Annotated in this window: 15 protein-coding genes; 5 read left to right on the plus strand and 10 right to left on the minus strand. The window is 71.3% G+C overall.

Features of this window, described 5'->3' with window-relative positions; translation table 11 throughout:
• The 4 genes from VKH46_01815 to VKH46_01830 form a co-directional block, all read left to right on the plus strand.
• Positions 1–409, plus strand: a 409-nt coding sequence (locus tag VKH46_01815; GenBank protein ID HKB69549.1) for a hypothetical protein, incomplete at its 5' end; no start/stop codon positions are given.
• Positions 406–1,230 (plus strand): 2,3,4,5-tetrahydropyridine-2,6-dicarboxylate N-succinyltransferase, encoded by an 825-nt coding sequence (locus tag VKH46_01820; GenBank protein HKB69550.1) that lies wholly within the window; start codon positions 406–408, stop codon positions 1,228–1,230. The genes VKH46_01815 and VKH46_01820, both read left to right, overlap by 4 nt.
• The gene (locus tag VKH46_01825; GenBank protein ID HKB69551.1) at positions 1,227–2,510 is read left to right on the plus strand and encodes a pyridoxal-dependent decarboxylase, exosortase A system-associated; all 1,284 of its coding nucleotides are present in this window, start codon (positions 1,227–1,229) and stop codon (positions 2,508–2,510) included. The genes VKH46_01820 and VKH46_01825 overlap by 4 nt, the downstream gene beginning before the upstream one ends.
• Positions 2,511–2,698: 188 nt before the next feature.
• Complete coding sequence (locus VKH46_01830; GenBank protein HKB69552.1) at positions 2,699–3,400, plus strand: LuxR C-terminal-related transcriptional regulator; 702 nt, start codon at positions 2,699–2,701, stop codon at positions 3,398–3,400.
• Between the two features lie 184 nt (positions 3,401–3,584).
• Here the strand turns inward: VKH46_01830 and VKH46_01835 are convergent, their stop codons facing one another.
• The 10 genes from VKH46_01835 to VKH46_01880 all read right to left on the minus strand — a co-directional run bounded on the left by VKH46_01835 (position 3,585) and on the right by VKH46_01880 (position 12,536).
• Positions 3,585–4,229, minus strand: a complete 645-nt coding sequence (locus tag VKH46_01835; protein ID HKB69553.1) for a hypothetical protein — start codon at positions 4,227–4,229, stop codon at positions 3,585–3,587.
• A complete protein-coding gene (locus VKH46_01840) occupies positions 4,226–5,056 on the minus strand; it encodes an enoyl-CoA hydratase-related protein (GenBank protein HKB69554.1) in 831 nt (276 codons plus the stop codon). The genes VKH46_01835 and VKH46_01840 overlap by 4 nt, the downstream gene beginning before the upstream one ends.
• Positions 5,053–5,793, minus strand: coding sequence for a formyltransferase family protein (locus VKH46_01845; protein HKB69555.1), 741 nt, complete (start codon positions 5,791–5,793; stop codon positions 5,053–5,055). Before VKH46_01845 ends, VKH46_01840 begins: the two co-directional genes overlap by 4 nt.
• Positions 5,787–6,854: a hydrogenase expression/formation protein HypE gene (gene hypE / locus VKH46_01850; GenBank protein HKB69556.1), complete on the minus strand. Its 1,068-nt coding sequence runs from the start codon at positions 6,852–6,854 to the stop codon at positions 5,787–5,789. Before hypE ends, VKH46_01845 begins: the two co-directional genes overlap by 7 nt.
• Positions 6,851–8,038 (minus strand): hydrogenase formation protein HypD, encoded by a 1,188-nt coding sequence (gene hypD / locus VKH46_01855; GenBank protein ID HKB69557.1) that lies wholly within the window; start codon positions 8,036–8,038, stop codon positions 6,851–6,853. The genes hypE and hypD overlap by 4 nt, the downstream gene beginning before the upstream one ends.
• Positions 8,031–8,318 carry a HypC/HybG/HupF family hydrogenase formation chaperone gene (locus VKH46_01860; protein ID HKB69558.1) on the minus strand — a complete coding sequence of 96 codons (288 nt, stop codon included), beginning with the start codon at positions 8,316–8,318 and terminating at the stop codon, positions 8,031–8,033. Before VKH46_01860 ends, hypD begins: the two co-directional genes overlap by 8 nt.
• The gene (gene hypF / locus VKH46_01865) at positions 8,318–10,762 is read right to left on the minus strand and encodes a carbamoyltransferase HypF (GenBank protein ID HKB69559.1); all 2,445 of its coding nucleotides are present in this window, start codon (positions 10,760–10,762) and stop codon (positions 8,318–8,320) included. The genes VKH46_01860 and hypF overlap by 1 nt, the downstream gene beginning before the upstream one ends.
• Before the next feature lie 291 nt (positions 10,763–11,053).
• Positions 11,054–11,497 carry a Rieske (2Fe-2S) protein gene (locus VKH46_01870; protein ID HKB69560.1) on the minus strand — a complete coding sequence of 148 codons (444 nt, stop codon included), beginning with the start codon at positions 11,495–11,497 and terminating at the stop codon, positions 11,054–11,056.
• The gene (gene hypB, locus VKH46_01875; GenBank protein HKB69561.1) at positions 11,494–12,180 is read right to left on the minus strand and encodes a hydrogenase nickel incorporation protein HypB; all 687 of its coding nucleotides are present in this window, start codon (positions 12,178–12,180) and stop codon (positions 11,494–11,496) included. The genes VKH46_01870 and hypB overlap by 4 nt, the downstream gene beginning before the upstream one ends.
• Complete coding sequence (locus VKH46_01880) at positions 12,177–12,536, minus strand: hydrogenase maturation nickel metallochaperone HypA (protein ID HKB69562.1); 360 nt, start codon at positions 12,534–12,536, stop codon at positions 12,177–12,179. The genes hypB and VKH46_01880 overlap by 4 nt, the downstream gene beginning before the upstream one ends.
• A 229-nt stretch (positions 12,537–12,765) precedes the next feature.
• Here VKH46_01880 and VKH46_01885 point away from each other — a divergent pair, with 229 nt between their 5' ends.
• Positions 12,766–13,893: a hydrogenase small subunit gene (locus tag VKH46_01885; protein ID HKB69563.1), complete on the plus strand. Its 1,128-nt coding sequence runs from the start codon at positions 12,766–12,768 to the stop codon at positions 13,891–13,893.
• Position 13,894 lies beyond the last annotated feature (1 nt).

Consider the following 13,894-nt stretch of genomic DNA (forward strand, 5'->3'; position numbering starts at 1 on the left):
GGCCGTCGCGCGGATGGGGCGGATCGAGAACCGGCTGCGGTCGCCGCTCACGGATCTCGCAACGTCGTTCCACGCGTCGATGGAGGCGGCGATGGCGGAGGCGGGCATCGAAGCCTCCCCGATGGCCGCGGCGCAGGACGCCGCGCGAATAGCCACGGCGCAGAACGCCGTGCGGACAGTCGCGGCGCAGGACGCCGCGCGAACAGAGGTGGCGCCAAACGCCGCGCGCACAGTCGCGGCGCAGGACGCCGCGCGCACAGTCGCGGCACAGGACGCCGCGCGAATAGCCACGGCGCAGGACGCCGTGCGAACAGAGGTGGCGCAGGATGCCGCGCGGACAGTCGTGGCGCCAAACGCCGCGCGCACAGTCGTGGCGCACGACGCCGCGCGCACAGAGGCCGCGCGATGAGCGCGACGGAGACGTCGCCGGGCGCCGCGAACGCGACGGTGACCGGCGCAAGGAACGAGGAGTTCCTCGACGCGCTGGAGTCGGGAGCGCTCCGCGCGGCCGTGCGCGACCCGAGCTCGCCGACGGGCTGGCGGGTCGACCGCGAGGTCAAGCGCGGCGTGCTCGCCTGCTTCGCCGCGTCCGCGGAGACCGAAGTCTCGGCGGGCCCGTTCCTCTTTCGGGACCGCGATCTCCTGCTGCCGCGGCGTGATCTTCCGGCGAGCGTTCGCGTCGTGCCCGGTGGAACCGCGATCCGAAGGGGGGCGCACCTCGGGAAGGGGGTCGTCGTGATGCCGCCCGCGTACGTCAACGTCGGCGCGTTCGTGGACGAAGACTCTCTCGTCGACAGCCACGCGCTCGTGGGGTCGTGCGCGCAGGTCGGCAAGCGCGTGCATCTCTCGGCGGCCGCGCAGATCGGCGGCGTGCTCGAGCCGATCGGAGCGCTGCCCGTGATCGTCGAGGACGACGTCTTCGTCGGGGGCAACTGCGGGATCTACGAGGGGGTCGTCGTGAAGCGGCGCGCGGTGCTCGCCGCGGGCGTCATCCTCACTTCATCGACGCCCGTCTACGACTTGACGCGGGGCGAGATTCTGCGCTCCGACCCTTCGAACGGCGTTCCGCTCGTGATCCCCGAAGGCGCCGTCGTCGTGATGGGGTCGCGGCCCGCTCCGGGAGATTTCGCGCGGGAACACGGCCTGTCGCTCGCGGCGCCCGTCATCGTCAAGATCCGCGATGCGAAGACCGACGCGAAGACGACGCTCGAGGCCGCGCTCCGCCGATGAAGACCGCGCTCGGCGACCGGCGGCTCTCCCGGCTCGCGAAGCGGTACGGCACGCCGTACTTCGCCTACGACTTCGACGGGTTCGACCGGCAGGCGCGGGCGCTCCGGGACGCCTTGCCGCGCCGGTTCGAGATCTTCTACGCCGTCAAGGCGAACCCTTCGCTCGCGGTGCTCGCGGCGTTCGCGCGCCGGGGCCTGGGCGCCGACGTGGCGTCGGCGGGGGAGATCGCGGCCGCCCTGGCGGCGGGTTTCCCGCCCGAACGGCTCGTCATGTCGGGGCCCGCCAAGAGCGATCGGGACCTCGCCGCCGCCGTGCGCGCGGGCATCCTGGCCGTCAACGTCGAGGGCCCGGCAGAGCTCGACCGGCTCCAGGCGATCGCGCAGGCGTCGAAATCGCGGATGCGCGTGCAGCTCCGGTTGAATCCCCGGTGGAGGCGGACCGAGCGCATCCGGATCATCGGCGGCCCGGGCGCCGGCAAGTTCGGGATGAGCGTCTCGCTCGCGGGCGATGTGCTGGCGCGAAGATCGCGCTGGCCCCGCCTCGCGATCTCGGGCTTCCACGTGTTCCAGGCGTCGAACGTGCTCGACGCGCGCGCCTTCGTCGGCAACGTCCGGCGCGTCCTCGATCTCGCTCTCGGCCTCGCGCGGCGATGGGACGTGCCGCTCGATCTGATCGACCTCGGGGGCGGTTTCGGGATCCCGTACCAGCCCGACGAGAAGCCGCTCGATCGCGAACGCCTCGAGCGCGGCCTCGACCGCGTGTGCTCCGAGATCGAAGGCGAAGAGCGCTTCGCGCAGACGCGATTCCTGTTCGAGCCGGGGCGGTACCTTGCGGGCCCGGCGGGCGTTTACGTCTGCCGCGTCCTGGACGTGAAGCGGGAGGCGGGGCCGTCATCGACGGTCCACGCGCTCGTGGACGGCGGCATCCATCACCTGCTGCGGCCGGCTCTGGTCGGGCCACAGCCCGTGCGCCTGATTCCGGCGCGGGCGCGCCGGCCGGGCCGCGCGCACCCGACCACGATCGGCGGGCCCCTCTGCACCAGCCTCGACGTTTTCGCCGGCCGGGTTCCTCTTCCGATGCCCGAGCCCGGCGATCTCGTCGCGTTCTCGCAGGCGGGGGCCTACGGCTACACGGAGTCGATGCCGCTCTTCCTGTCGCACCGCTGGCCCGCCGAGATCGGCGTGCGGGGAGGCCTCGACGCGCCTCTTCGAACCCCGCCGACGGTCGCCGAGCTGCTCGCGGCGCAGGAGACTCCGCGCATCCTCTTCCGGCGATCCTGATCGGCGGCCTCCGGCGCGATCGGGCCCGGCGGCTCCCGGTCACGGGACGCCCCAGCCCCGGCAAGGCTCGATCGCGGCGCGGAGCTCGGATGCCGAAGCGATCCGGCTGGCAAGCGCACGCCTTCGCGTGAGATGATTCTGCTCGCAAGGCTCCCGCGTTCTCGAATCCGGTCCAGGGAGCGAACACGATGGACGCGCGAACCGGCCCCAGCCGCACACTCGACCCTCCTTCGCGGCGGCGAACGTCTCCGCGCGAGACGATCGACCTTCTCTCGAAGAGCCGGCAGGCCGCATTCGGAATCGACTCGATGGAGCGGATCGTCTACTGGAACCGTTCCTGCGAGACGCTGCTCGGGCACGCCGCGCCGAAGGTGCTCGGCAAGCACTGTTTCGACATCATCGCCGGGCGCGACGAGAACGGAAACCGGTACTGCGCTCGAAACTGCCCGATATTGCCGCAGGCGCGAAACGACGACGACCCGGTGCGCCCGTTCACGCTGACGCTCCTCGACGCCGCGGGCCGGGAACGCGCGATCCGGTTCCGGACCTTCGTCGTGCCCTCCGTCCGCGCGGAGCTCTCCGTGGTCATCCACGTCGTCGCGGAAAAGGGCTCGGAGCTCTCGGCGACCGACGCCGAGCTCGCGTCGCTCGCGGCGAGCGCGCCCCCGGCGCGCTGGCCGATGCGAGCCGCGGCGCCCGTGATGCTGACTGCCCGCGAGAAAGAGATCGTCCTCGGCTTCGCCGAGGGTCTCTCGACCGCGCGCGTCGCCGAGAAGCTCCGCATCGCGCCCGTGACCGTCCGGAACCACACCCAGCGGATTCTCCTGAAGCTCGACGTCCACTCGAAGCTCGCCGCGGTCGTCTTCGCGTACCGGCACCAGCTGCTGTAGCCGGCCTGCGTCAAGGCTACGGCGCGGCAGGCCGCGACCTCGCAATGACGACGAGGACGAGTGGCCTCGCGGTGACGAGAAGAGAGTCGCTTCGCGACCGATCGACGGCGGGCGGGGAAACCGCGCCGAAGCTCGAAGAGCAAAGGCGGGCCTTGTCCTCCGTAGCTCGGAGAGCGGAGGAGGACTACCAGCCGAGGCCGAGGACCGCGAGTCCGACGGCGGCGATCAGGCCGCCGGCGGCGGCGTCGCCCCAGCGGTCGAGCCACGGCGCGTGGAGGACGCGCGCGCCCGCGCGCGCCGGAAGGACGAAGGCGAGCATCGTCGCGAGTGTCGCCGCCTCGTAGAGCGCGACGATGGCGAGGATGCGAGGCCAGCCGAGAGGGGCCGCCGCGAGGACGAGCGGCGCGACGGCGAAGCACGGATCCGCGGAGAAGAGGAGAAACAGCGTCCAGGCGCTCGCGCGGTCGTGCACGTGGTCGTAGTGCGCGTGGGGATGCCCGTGCACGCGCGGCGGAATCGCGCGGCGCATGCCCCAGAGCGCGTACGCGACGCCGAAGACGATCAGGAGGAGCGGCGCGACGGCGCCGAGGCGCCGCCCGAACGAGGCGAGGACCTGCGTGCCGAGGAAGACCCCGGCGAGGCCGAGGAGCGCCGAGACCGTCACGTGGCCGAACCCGCACGCGAGCGTGACGCGCGCCGTGCGCCGGGCGGACCACCCGCGCGTCCGGGCGAGCGCGGCGAAGGGGACCCAGTGATCGGGCGCGGCCGTGTGCAGGCTGCCGACGGTGACGGCGGCGACGGCGAGCGCCGGGAAGATCGCGCCGCTCATTTCAGTCCGAACTCCGGCGCGCGCTTCTCGAAGAAGGCGTCGAGTCCCTCGCGGAAGTCGGCGCCGTCGGCGATCCGCGCGAGCGCCTCGATCTCGCGGTCGAGATGGAAGTCGAGGCGGTCGACGCCCGCGGCCTGGTTGACGAGGTTCTTCGCGATTCCGAGCGCCTCGGCGGGCCCGGCGGCGATCCGCCGGGCGATCTCGAGGACGCGGTCGTCGAACCCGTCGGTCGGGAAGACCGCGTTGACGAGCTGCCATTCGAGGGCCGTTTTCGCGTCGAGCCGGGGGTTCATCAGAACGAGCTCCATCGCGCGGCGCAGGCCGAGGAGCCGGGGCAGGAAGAACGTCGAGCTTTCGGCGCCCGTGAGTCCGGTCTTGCCGTAGGCCCACTCGAAGCTCGCGCGCTCGGAGGCGAAGACGAGATCGCACGCCATCGCGATCCCGAACCCTCCGGCGGCCGCGACACCGTCGACGGCGGCTACGAAGGCCTTCGGGGCGCGCTTGATCTCGGAAATCGCGCTGTGGATGTATTCGAGGATCTGCTGGAAGACGGCCCCGTAGCCGCCGCGCTGCGGCCGGCCGTCCTGGAGGTATCCGAGGTCCTTCGAATCGCCTCCCGCGCGGATGTATTTCAAGTCCGCCCCGCTGCAGAAGACGCCGCCCTCGCCGCGCAGGATCACGGCCCGGACCTCCGGGTCGCGCGCGCACTGGAGTCCGGCGCGGCGGAACTCCTGCGCGGTCTCGACGTCGAGCGAGTTGAACCGGTCCCGCCGGTCGATCGTGATGACGGCGACGCTGGCGGAGCGGTCGAGCCGGATCGCCGTCATGCGCCCTCCGCGGAGAGCACGGCGACGACGGGCTCCGCGTCCGGCGCCCGCCGCCCGGCCGCGGCGAGGCGGATCGCCTGGCGCGCGAGGTCTCCCCAGGCGTCGGCCAGCATCCACTCCTGATGGGCGCAGGCGTACGCCTTGACGGCCCGGCGGTTTCCGGCCGCGAGCAGGTCGGCCACGAACGGCGCGACGGGATACGCCGGCGATCGGAGGATCACCGGTCCGCCGTCGACCTCCTCGGTCATCCAGTGGGCGGTAGCGCGCGTTTCGCGCTCGCCCGAGAGGATCGCGTCGGCGACCGCGCGCAGGCCCGGGTATTTCGGCCGGCCGTCGGCGCCGAGCAGGCACAGGTCGCTCCCGTGGACGTTGATCGCGCCGACGGGCGCCGAGTCGAGGAGCGCCGGGGTCGCGACGTACAGGTACGACGAGAAGAGGAGGAGGTCCGGTTCCCACATCTTCAGGAGGGCGGCCACCGCGGCGTCGTACTCCCGCCGCACCGACAGATCCGAGAGAGGCGCGTTGCGCCGCCGGTAGAAGTCGCGGATCGGGTACGACACGAAGGGAACGTCCGCCGCGAGGAAGAGCGGGCGCGTCTCGAAATCCGGCTCGCTCGAGAACGCGCAGGCGAGCTCCCATCGGCGTCCGAGCGCCGGATCGAAGAGGAGGTCCTGCGCGCCGGGGCAGCGGTGCGACGAGAGCACGGCGACGCGCAGCGGACGAAGGAAGGTCAGCATATGCGCGGGAGCGGCTCCCCCTCGGGCTCGGCGAGGAGGCGCCTTCCGAAACCGGTGTCGAGGATGATCGAGCCGGGCCGTTCGGCGAGACAGGTCCCGACGATCGCGGCCTCGCGCCCGAGAGGATGCGCGCGCAGGGCTTCGAGGAGCGCGCCGGCGGCCTCGGGGGCGACGCCGATCACGGCCTTTCCCTCGTTGGCGACGTTCAACGGGTCGATCCCGAGCAGGTCGCCGGCGGCGCGGACGGCGTCGTGGACGGGGACTTTCGTCTCCTCGAGGAGAATCCCGACGCGGCTCTTGCCGGCCATCTCGTGAAGGGCCGAGGAGAGCCCGCCGCGGGTGGGATCCTTCATCGCGACGATTCCCGCGCCGCAGGCATCCAGGGCCGCACGGATCAGGCCGTTGATCGGCGCGACGTCGGAGAAGAGGTCGCCTTCCAGACCGAGCTGGTGGCGGGCGGCCATGATCGCGAGGCCGTGGTCGCCGATCGCTCCGGTCACGACGATCCGGTCGCCGGGGCGCAGGCCGCAGTCGCGGACGATCCGGGTGGTGACGGCCACCCCGGTCGTGTTCAGGACGATCCCGTCAATCTCGCCGCGGCCCATCACCTTCGTGTCGCCGGTGACGATCGGCGCGCCCGACTCCCGGCAGGTTTCGGCCATCGAAGCGCGGATGCGATCGAGGTCGGTCCGCGGAAACCCTTCCTCGATGATCGCGCCGCAGGTCAGCGCGAGCACCTCCGTGGCTCCCATCATCGCGAGGTCGTTGACCGTCCCCGAGATCGAGAGCTTCCCGATGTCTCCGCCGGGGAAGAAGATCGGATGCACGACGTGCGAGTCGGTCGTCACGACGACCCACCGGTCGCCGATCCAGAGGGCGGCCCCGTCGTCCATCGCGAGCGGCCCGACGTCCTTGTCCGAGAGCCGCGGGGCGCCTTCGAGGAACACGTCCTCGATCAGCGCCCGCATCGCGCGGCCGCCGGCGCCCTGCTTGAGCGTGACGCGGTCGTCGAGCAATGCCAGCCCGGTTTTCGTCGAGCCGCCGAGGCTCGCGTTCTTCATAGCGTCCCCAGGTCGGGATGACCGCCGTACTGGTGCCAGATCTTGCAGGTGCCTTCGGAAGACACCATGCACGCGCCGACGGGCGTGTCGGGCACGCACTCCTTCCCGAAGAGCTTGCAGTTAACGGGCGAAGCGATCCCCGACATGATGTTGCCGCAGATGCAGTCGGCCGCGAGCGTCGGCGGCGCGTAGTCCCAGAGCGAGGAGAGGTCGATCGTGAAGCGCCGTCGGGCGTCCAGGTGCGCCCATTCGTCGCGCAGGCGCAGGTTCCCGTTCGGGACGTGCGCGATGCCGCGCCACCGCCCGCCGACGGGGCGGAACACGCTCCAGAGCTCCTCCTGCGCGCGCCGGTTCCCTTCCTTCGTGACGCAGCGCGGGAACATGTTGACGACCTTCGGCTCGCGGTCGCGGACGAGCTCGACCAGGCGCGCGAGGCCGGCGAGGATGTCCAGCGGCTCGAACCCGGCGACGACGACCGGAAGCCGGTGCTTCTCCGCGAAGGCCTCGAAGATCCCCCAGCCGGTGATCGTCGCCGCGTGCCCCGCCGCGAGGAATCCCTCGACGCGGTTTTCCGGCATCTCGGCGACGATCTCCATGACCGGCGGGATGTACTTGTGCGCCGAGAGCACGGAGAAGTTCTTCGGCGGGTTGCCGCGGATGACGGCGGCGGTCGCGACGGCCGTCGTCTCGAAGCCGGTCGCGAAGAAGACGACCTCGCGGTCGGTCGAGCGGGCGAGATCCACCGCCTGGCTCGCGCTGTAGACGACCGCGACGTCGGCGCCGTCGGCCTGCGCGTCGTTCAAGGACTGGACCGTCCCGCGCACCTTCAGCATGTCGCCGTAGGAGGCGATGAGCACTCCCTGCCGCGCGAGCGCGACGCCTTCGTCGACTTCCGGCATGTCCGTGATGCAGACGGGGCATCCCGGCCCCATGATGACGTTCAAGTCCCTCGGGAACGTCGCGCGGAGACCGAACTTCGCGATCGCCTGCTCGTGGCTGCCGCAGACGTGCATGACGGACACGGGGGAGCGGCCGATCTCCTTCGTGACGCGCGCGATCGTCTCCGAGAGCTTCCGCGCCGTCGCCGGGTCGCGGAACTTGAGCTGGCGGATCGCGGCGTCGAGCCGCGCGTCCTCGGACGACCGGGGGGGGCCCGCCGAGGGAGCGCCTGCGGGATCAGCCATTGCCGCTTCCCGTTCCGGCGATCTCGCCGCGCACGTCCGCGGCCATCAGGTCGTCCGCCCCCGCTTCCTTCAGGAGATTCTCGTAGAGCGACAGCGTCTGGCCGATGTCCTCCTGCGGGATCCGGCGGATCGCGAAGCCGACGTGGTTCAGGATGTAGTCGCCCGGCTGGACCGGCTCGTCGACGATGTCGAGCGAGACCTGGCGCCGGACGCCCCAGAAGTCGACGATCGCAAACGCCCCGTCGACCGAGATCACTTTGCCGGGAACTCCGAGGCACATCATTCACCTCCCGAGGGAACGAGCTGGAGAGCATCTCCATTCGCGCTGCTTGGCGCGGTGGCTGTTCTTGCGCTGCTTGCCGCGGCGAGTGTTCTTGCGCCGCTTGCGGCGGCGACTGTTCTTGCGCCGCTTGGCGCGGCGACTGTTCTTGCGCCGCTTGCGGCGGCCGCGCCTTTCGCGCACTGGGCCGCCGCCACGACGGCCTGGCCGAGCGCGAGACCGCCGTCGCCCGGCGGCACGCGGCGCTGGAGAAGGACGCGGAGCCCGAGGCGGCCGACGTGCTCGGCGACTCGCTCGGCGAGCAGCGCGTTCTGGAAGCATCCTCCGGTCGCGACGACCGGAAGGTCCTTCGCGATCTCGACGGCGTGACGAACGAGCGCCGCGGTCGCGGAGGCGACCGTCTCGTGGAAGCGTCCGGAGATCGCCGAAGCATCCGCGCCCGCGAGGAATTCCGCGACCGCCGCACGGACGGCCGGTCGGAAGTCGAGCTCCCACGGCGTCGAGGCGCGGGCGATGGCGAACGGATAAGCGCGTCTCTCGGCCGGGTCGGCGGCGAAGTTCCACGCGAGCGCGACCTGTCCCTCGTGCCGCGCGGCCGGACGGGCCAGGAAGAGCGCGCCGAACCCGTCGAAATACCTTCCGACGCCCCGCGCGAGCGGCGTGTGGATCTTCGCGCCGAGCATCTTCCGGACCGTGTCGACCGAGCGCGAGCCGAGGCGCTGGAAGAGCGGAAGACGGTCGATCGGCGCGCCCTCCGGGAAGGCGTCCTCGAGCAGCGCGAGCGCGACCCGCCAGGGCTCGCGGATCGCCGCCTCGCCCCCGGCGAGCGCGACGGGGCGCCACGTCGCGACGCGGTCGTAGCCGGCGGGGGTCGCGACGAGCAGCTCGCCGCCCCAGGCGGTTCCGTCGGTCCCGTAGCCCGTTCCGTCGTACGCGATTCCGATCGCGCGATCGAGGCCGTGCTCGGCCATCGCGCTCGCGACGTGCGCGTGGTGGTGCTGGACGGCGATCTTTCGCCCCTTCCGCTCCCGCGCGTACGCCGTCGAGACGTATTCCGGATGAAGGTCGTGCGCGACGATCGCCGGCTCGACGCGAAGGAATCGCTCCATGCGAGCGATCGCCTCCTCGAACGCGGCGAGCGTCTCCAGGTTCTCGAGGTCGCCGATGTGAGGGCCCAGATACGCCGATTCGCCGAGGCCGATGCAGAACGTGTTCTTGAGGTGCCCGCCGCAGGCGAGCACCGGCTCGGGGAAGGGGACGGAAACGGGAACCGCGCGCGGGACCCATCCGCGCGACCGGCGCAGCAGCACGGGGCCGCCGCCGACGATGCGCGCGACCGAGTCGTCGCATCGGGAGGCGATGTCGCGGTCGTGGAGGAGGAACGCGTCGGCGATGCGCGAGAGACGCGCGAGCGCCTCCTCGTTTCCGCACGCGATCGGCTCCTCCGACAGGTTTCCCGACGTCATCACGAGCGGGGTGGCGGCGGCGTCGAGGAGCAGATGGTGGAGCGGCGTGTACGCGAGGATCAGGCCGACGAGCGGATTGTCGGGCGAGACCTCGGGCGCGAGCCGCGCGCCCGCGCGCCGCTCGACGAGGACGATCGGCCGCTCGACCGAGGAAAGGAGCGCCCGTTCTTCGTCGGAGAGGACCGCGAGCGACTCGGCGTCGGCAAGCGTCCGCACCATCACCGCGAACGGCTTCTCCTCGCGGCGTTTGCGGCGGCGCAGGCGCTCGACCGCTTCGGAGGACCGCGCGTCGCATGCGAGGTGGAACCCTCCGAGGCCTTTGACGGCGACGGTGCCGCCGGCGCGCAGGATCGAGACCGCGCCGTCGATCGGGTCCGTCCCGCGAACGCGGCCTCCGTCGTGAGAGACGAGCCGGAGCTTCGGCCCGCAGGCGGGACAGGCGTTGGGCTGCGCGTGAAAGCGGCGGTCCGCGGGGTCCTCGTATTCGCGCCGGCAGTCCGGGCACATCGGGAACGCGGCCATCGTCGTGGCGGGCCGGTCGTAGGGAACTTCGCGCGCGATCGTGAAGCGCGGCCCGCAGTGGGTGCAGTTCGTGAACGCATACCGAAAGCGGCGGTTGCCCGGATCGAAGATCTCCCGGAGGCAGTCGTTGCAGGTCGCGAGGTCCGGCGGAATCGAGACGCGGAGCCCTTCCGTCGCGCGGCTCGCGACGATGACGAAGTCCCGGACCGTCTCGACCGGGATCGGCCGCGATTCGAGCTCGCGGATCTCGGCGGCCGGGGGCGGCGCGACGCGCAGCCCGCGCAGGAAGCTCTCGAGCGCCGACTCGCCTCCGAAGGCGTCGATCGTCACGCCGCGCGAATCGTTGGAGACGCGCCCCGCGATGCCGTTCTCCCGGGCGAGCCTCCAGACCCAGGGACGGAAGCCGACGCCCTGGACGGTTCCCCGGATCTCGATGCGAATTCCGGACTCGCTCACGGTGGTCTCACGGTAGGCGGCGGGGGCCTCCGGCGGGGAGGTGTGAATGCATCAATCTGCGCAAATCGCTCACGCAAAACGCGAGCATTTCGAGACCGGCTGGGCATGGCCCGAAGCATGCGCAATGGAGGTTTGCGAGTTTCAGTTGCCCAAGCGATCAGGCGCGGCCAGAGGGGTTGGAAGACGGGTCCGTGCGACCCGCCCGCGGGCGAGGCGTACTGAGAACGTACGTTAAGACCGCGGGCGGGTCGCACGGACCTGTATAACGACCCCTATGGTCCGCGCCGGCCGTCAGCCGACGATGATGCGATCGGGTTGAACCCTGACCGGCACCCCGCGAAGCGGACCGGGGGGCGGCCCGGCCAGAACCTTCCCGTCCTCGTCGAAATGGCCGTCGTGGCAGGGGCATGAGTACGTCCGCGATTCCGGCTTCCACTTCACGACGCATCCCGAGTGTGTGCAGCGCAGGAGCCGCGCGGTCACGCCGCTCGCGTCGCGGAAGACCTCGACCGGGTTGTTCCGGACCGTGATCGTGACGCGCCGCCCGCCGGCGAGATCGCCCGACGGGACCGACACTTGCCCGGACTCGAGCAGCGCCGCCGCGCCCCGCGTGCATCCGGCCGGGAGGAGCCCGGCCGCGATCAGGGCGGCCGCCGCGCCGAGGACCTCGCGGCGGCCCAGGCCTCCCGGGCGGTCGATGGGTGTGCCCCGGGCGGCGCGGCCGCCGTCCTTCATCGCAAAGCGAGAACTTGCGCGGCGCGCTTGTCGGCGAGCGCGTTGGCCAGGAGCGCGTACCACGCTTCCAGGCCCGCGCCCGTCCGCGAGGACGTGACGAGGAGCTTCCCGGAGGGATTCAATGCGGCTACCTGGCTGCGGACGGCGTCGAGGTCGAAATCGACGTGCGCGAGGAGGTCGGCCTTCGTGACGACCGTGACCGCCGCGCGCGCGAAGATCGCGGGGTACTTGAACGGCTTGTCGTCTCCCTCGGCGACGGAAAGGAGCGCGACCTTGAAGTCCTCGCCGAGGTCGTAGGACGTCGGGCAGATCAGGTTCCCGACGTTCTCGATGAAGAGGATGTCGAGCGCCGAAAGCCGCCCGTCTTCGTCCGAGAGCGCCTTCTCGATCTGGCGCGCGTCGAGGTGGCAGGCGCCGCCCGTCAGGATCTGCCGGGCGGGGATGCCCTGCCGGCGCAGACGCTCCGCATCGCGTTCCGTCGCGATGTCGCCGTCGAGCGCTCCGAGGCGGAAGCGGCCGCGGAGCGCGCCCGCCGTCGCCTCGAGAAGCGTCGTCTTGCCCGACCCGGGAGAGGAGATCAGGTTGACGACGAGCGTGCCGGTATCGCGGAACGCGCTGCGCAGTCCCGCGGCGGCCGCCGCGTTGGCGGCGAGCACCTTCTGGCGGACGTCGATCTCGGTCATGCGTCTCCTCCTTCGCAAAACACGACGCTCCGCACGTCGAGCTCGTCGCCTCCCGTCACCGCGAGCGGACCGCCGCAGCGCGGGCAGAGGCGCAGCCAGCTCCCGGCGGCGCGCTCGGCGATGTCGCCGCACGCGGCGCAATGCTGCGACGCCCGCCGCCACTCGACGACGAGGCGCGCGCCGGCGTCCGGGGTTCCGGAGACGACCGCCTCCCACGCGAACGCGAGGAGCTCCGGCTCGACCGCCGAGAGCTCTCCGACGACGAGCGTGACCGATTCGATTGCGCCGCCTCGCCGGGCGTCCGCCGCGGCGCGGGCGATCTTGTGGGCCTCGATGGCGAGGCCGGTCTCGTGCATCAGCTCTTTCCCCCCGCGCGCCGCATTCCGGAGAAGTATGCGAGCCCGCCGTCTCACCGGCGTGATGCAAATGCTTCGTTCGAGCGCATTGCGTCCGTGATCCGAATGCTTCGTTTGCGCCGATTGGAAATGATGAATTTGCATTTTGGAGCAAAGCGCGCACGGGACCATCGTTCAACGACAGCAAACGAAGCGGAACTTTCGAACGATCCGCTCGCAGGAGGTCGGTATGTCGTCGACGGACGTGGAGCTCAGGACCGAGCGGAAGGCCCGCGTGGACCGCCGCGATTTCATCCGCGTGTGCACGATGGCCCTGGCGGCCGTCGGGATGCCCTACGCGGCGGCGGCGAAGGTCGCCAAAGCGATCCAGGCGAAGAAGCTGAAACCCTCCGTGATCTGGCTGCACTTCCAGGAATGCACGGGATGCACCGAGTCGCTCCTGCGCACCTCGCACCCGGCGGTCGCGGACCTGATCCTGGATCTCGTCTCGCTCGACTATCACGAGACGCTGTTCGCCGCGGCGGGCCACCAGGCCGAGGCCGCGCTGCGCAAGGCGATGAAGGACAACGCGGGCAAGTACGTCGTCGTCATCGAGGGCGCGATTCCGGTCAAGGAAAACGGGATCTACTGCCAGATCGGCGGACGCACCGCGCTCGATATCGTTCGCGAGGTCTCCGCCAAAGCGGGCGCGATCATCGCGATCGGCTCGTGCGCGTCGTGGGGCGGCATCCCGTCGGCGGACCCGAACCCGACCGGCGCGACGGGCGCGCCCGAGATCCTGAAGGGGAAGACGGTCGTCACGATCCCCGGCTGCCCGGCCAACCCGTACAACCTCCTCGGAACGGTGCTCCAGTTCGCGACGTTCGGGACCCTCCCGGAGCTCGACGCGAAAGGGCGCCCGAAGTTCGCCTACGCCCGCACGATCCACGAGCACTGCCCCCGCCGCGCTCACTTCGACGCCGGACGCTTCGCCGAACAATACGGCGACAACGGCCACCGGCAGGGCTGGTGCCTGTACAAGCTCGGCTGCAAAGGCCCCGAGACGCACGCCAACTGTTCGGTGCTCCATTTCGGCGAAGTCGCCGACGCTTGGCCGATCGGCATCGGCCATCCCTGCTACGGGTGCACGGAGCAGACGCTCGCGTTCCGCGTGCCGATGCATACGACGGTCGACATCGAGCGGCCGACGCCGCCCGACACGTATCCGCCGATCCATGCGAAGGAAGGGCGAGTGAGCCCGGTCGCGACCGGCGTCGCCGGCGTGATCGGCGGCGCGCTCGTCGGCGCGGGGCTCATGGCTTCCCGCCGGCTCGGCGAGGCGCCCCCCGAGGAGAAGGGCCCCGGAAAGGAGGCCTGAG

This window comes from Thermoanaerobaculia bacterium (assembly GCA_035260525.1).
In the GTDB taxonomy this organism is placed as follows: Bacteria; Acidobacteriota; Thermoanaerobaculia; order UBA5066; family DATFVB01; genus DATFVB01.

Excerpts from the sequence above, each read along its gene's own strand:
- VKH46_01845 (HKB69555.1), bottom strand. The coding sequence starts at position 5,793 with ATGCTGACCTTCCTTCGTCCGCTGCGCGTCGCCGTGCTCTCGTCGCAC.
- VKH46_01860 (HKB69558.1), bottom strand. The coding sequence starts at position 8,318 with ATGTGCCTCGGAGTTCCCGGCAAAGTGATCTCGGTCGACGGGGCGTTT.
- VKH46_01825 (HKB69551.1), top strand. The coding sequence starts at position 1,227 with ATGAAGACCGCGCTCGGCGACCGGCGGCTCTCCCGGCTCGCGAAGCGG.
- VKH46_01885 (HKB69563.1), top strand. The coding sequence starts at position 12,766 with ATGTCGTCGACGGACGTGGAGCTCAGGACCGAGCGGAAGGCCCGCGTG.
- VKH46_01820 (HKB69550.1), top strand. The coding sequence starts at position 406 with ATGAGCGCGACGGAGACGTCGCCGGGCGCCGCGAACGCGACGGTGACC.
- VKH46_01840 (HKB69554.1), bottom strand. The coding sequence starts at position 5,056 with ATGACGGCGATCCGGCTCGACCGCTCCGCCAGCGTCGCCGTCATCACG.
- VKH46_01880 (HKB69562.1), bottom strand. The coding sequence starts at position 12,536 with ATGCACGAGACCGGCCTCGCCATCGAGGCCCACAAGATCGCCCGCGCC.
- hypE (HKB69556.1), bottom strand. The coding sequence starts at position 6,854 with ATGAAGAACGCGAGCCTCGGCGGCTCGACGAAAACCGGGCTGGCATTG.
- VKH46_01830 (HKB69552.1), top strand. The coding sequence starts at position 2,699 with ATGGACGCGCGAACCGGCCCCAGCCGCACACTCGACCCTCCTTCGCGG.
- VKH46_01835 (HKB69553.1), bottom strand. The coding sequence starts at position 4,229 with ATGAGCGGCGCGATCTTCCCGGCGCTCGCCGTCGCCGCCGTCACCGTC.
- VKH46_01870 (HKB69560.1), bottom strand. The coding sequence starts at position 11,497 with ATGAAGGACGGCGGCCGCGCCGCCCGGGGCACACCCATCGACCGCCCG.
- hypD (HKB69557.1), bottom strand. The coding sequence starts at position 8,038 with ATGGCTGATCCCGCAGGCGCTCCCTCGGCGGGCCCCCCCCGGTCGTCC.
- hypB (HKB69561.1), bottom strand. The coding sequence starts at position 12,180 with ATGACCGAGATCGACGTCCGCCAGAAGGTGCTCGCCGCCAACGCGGCG.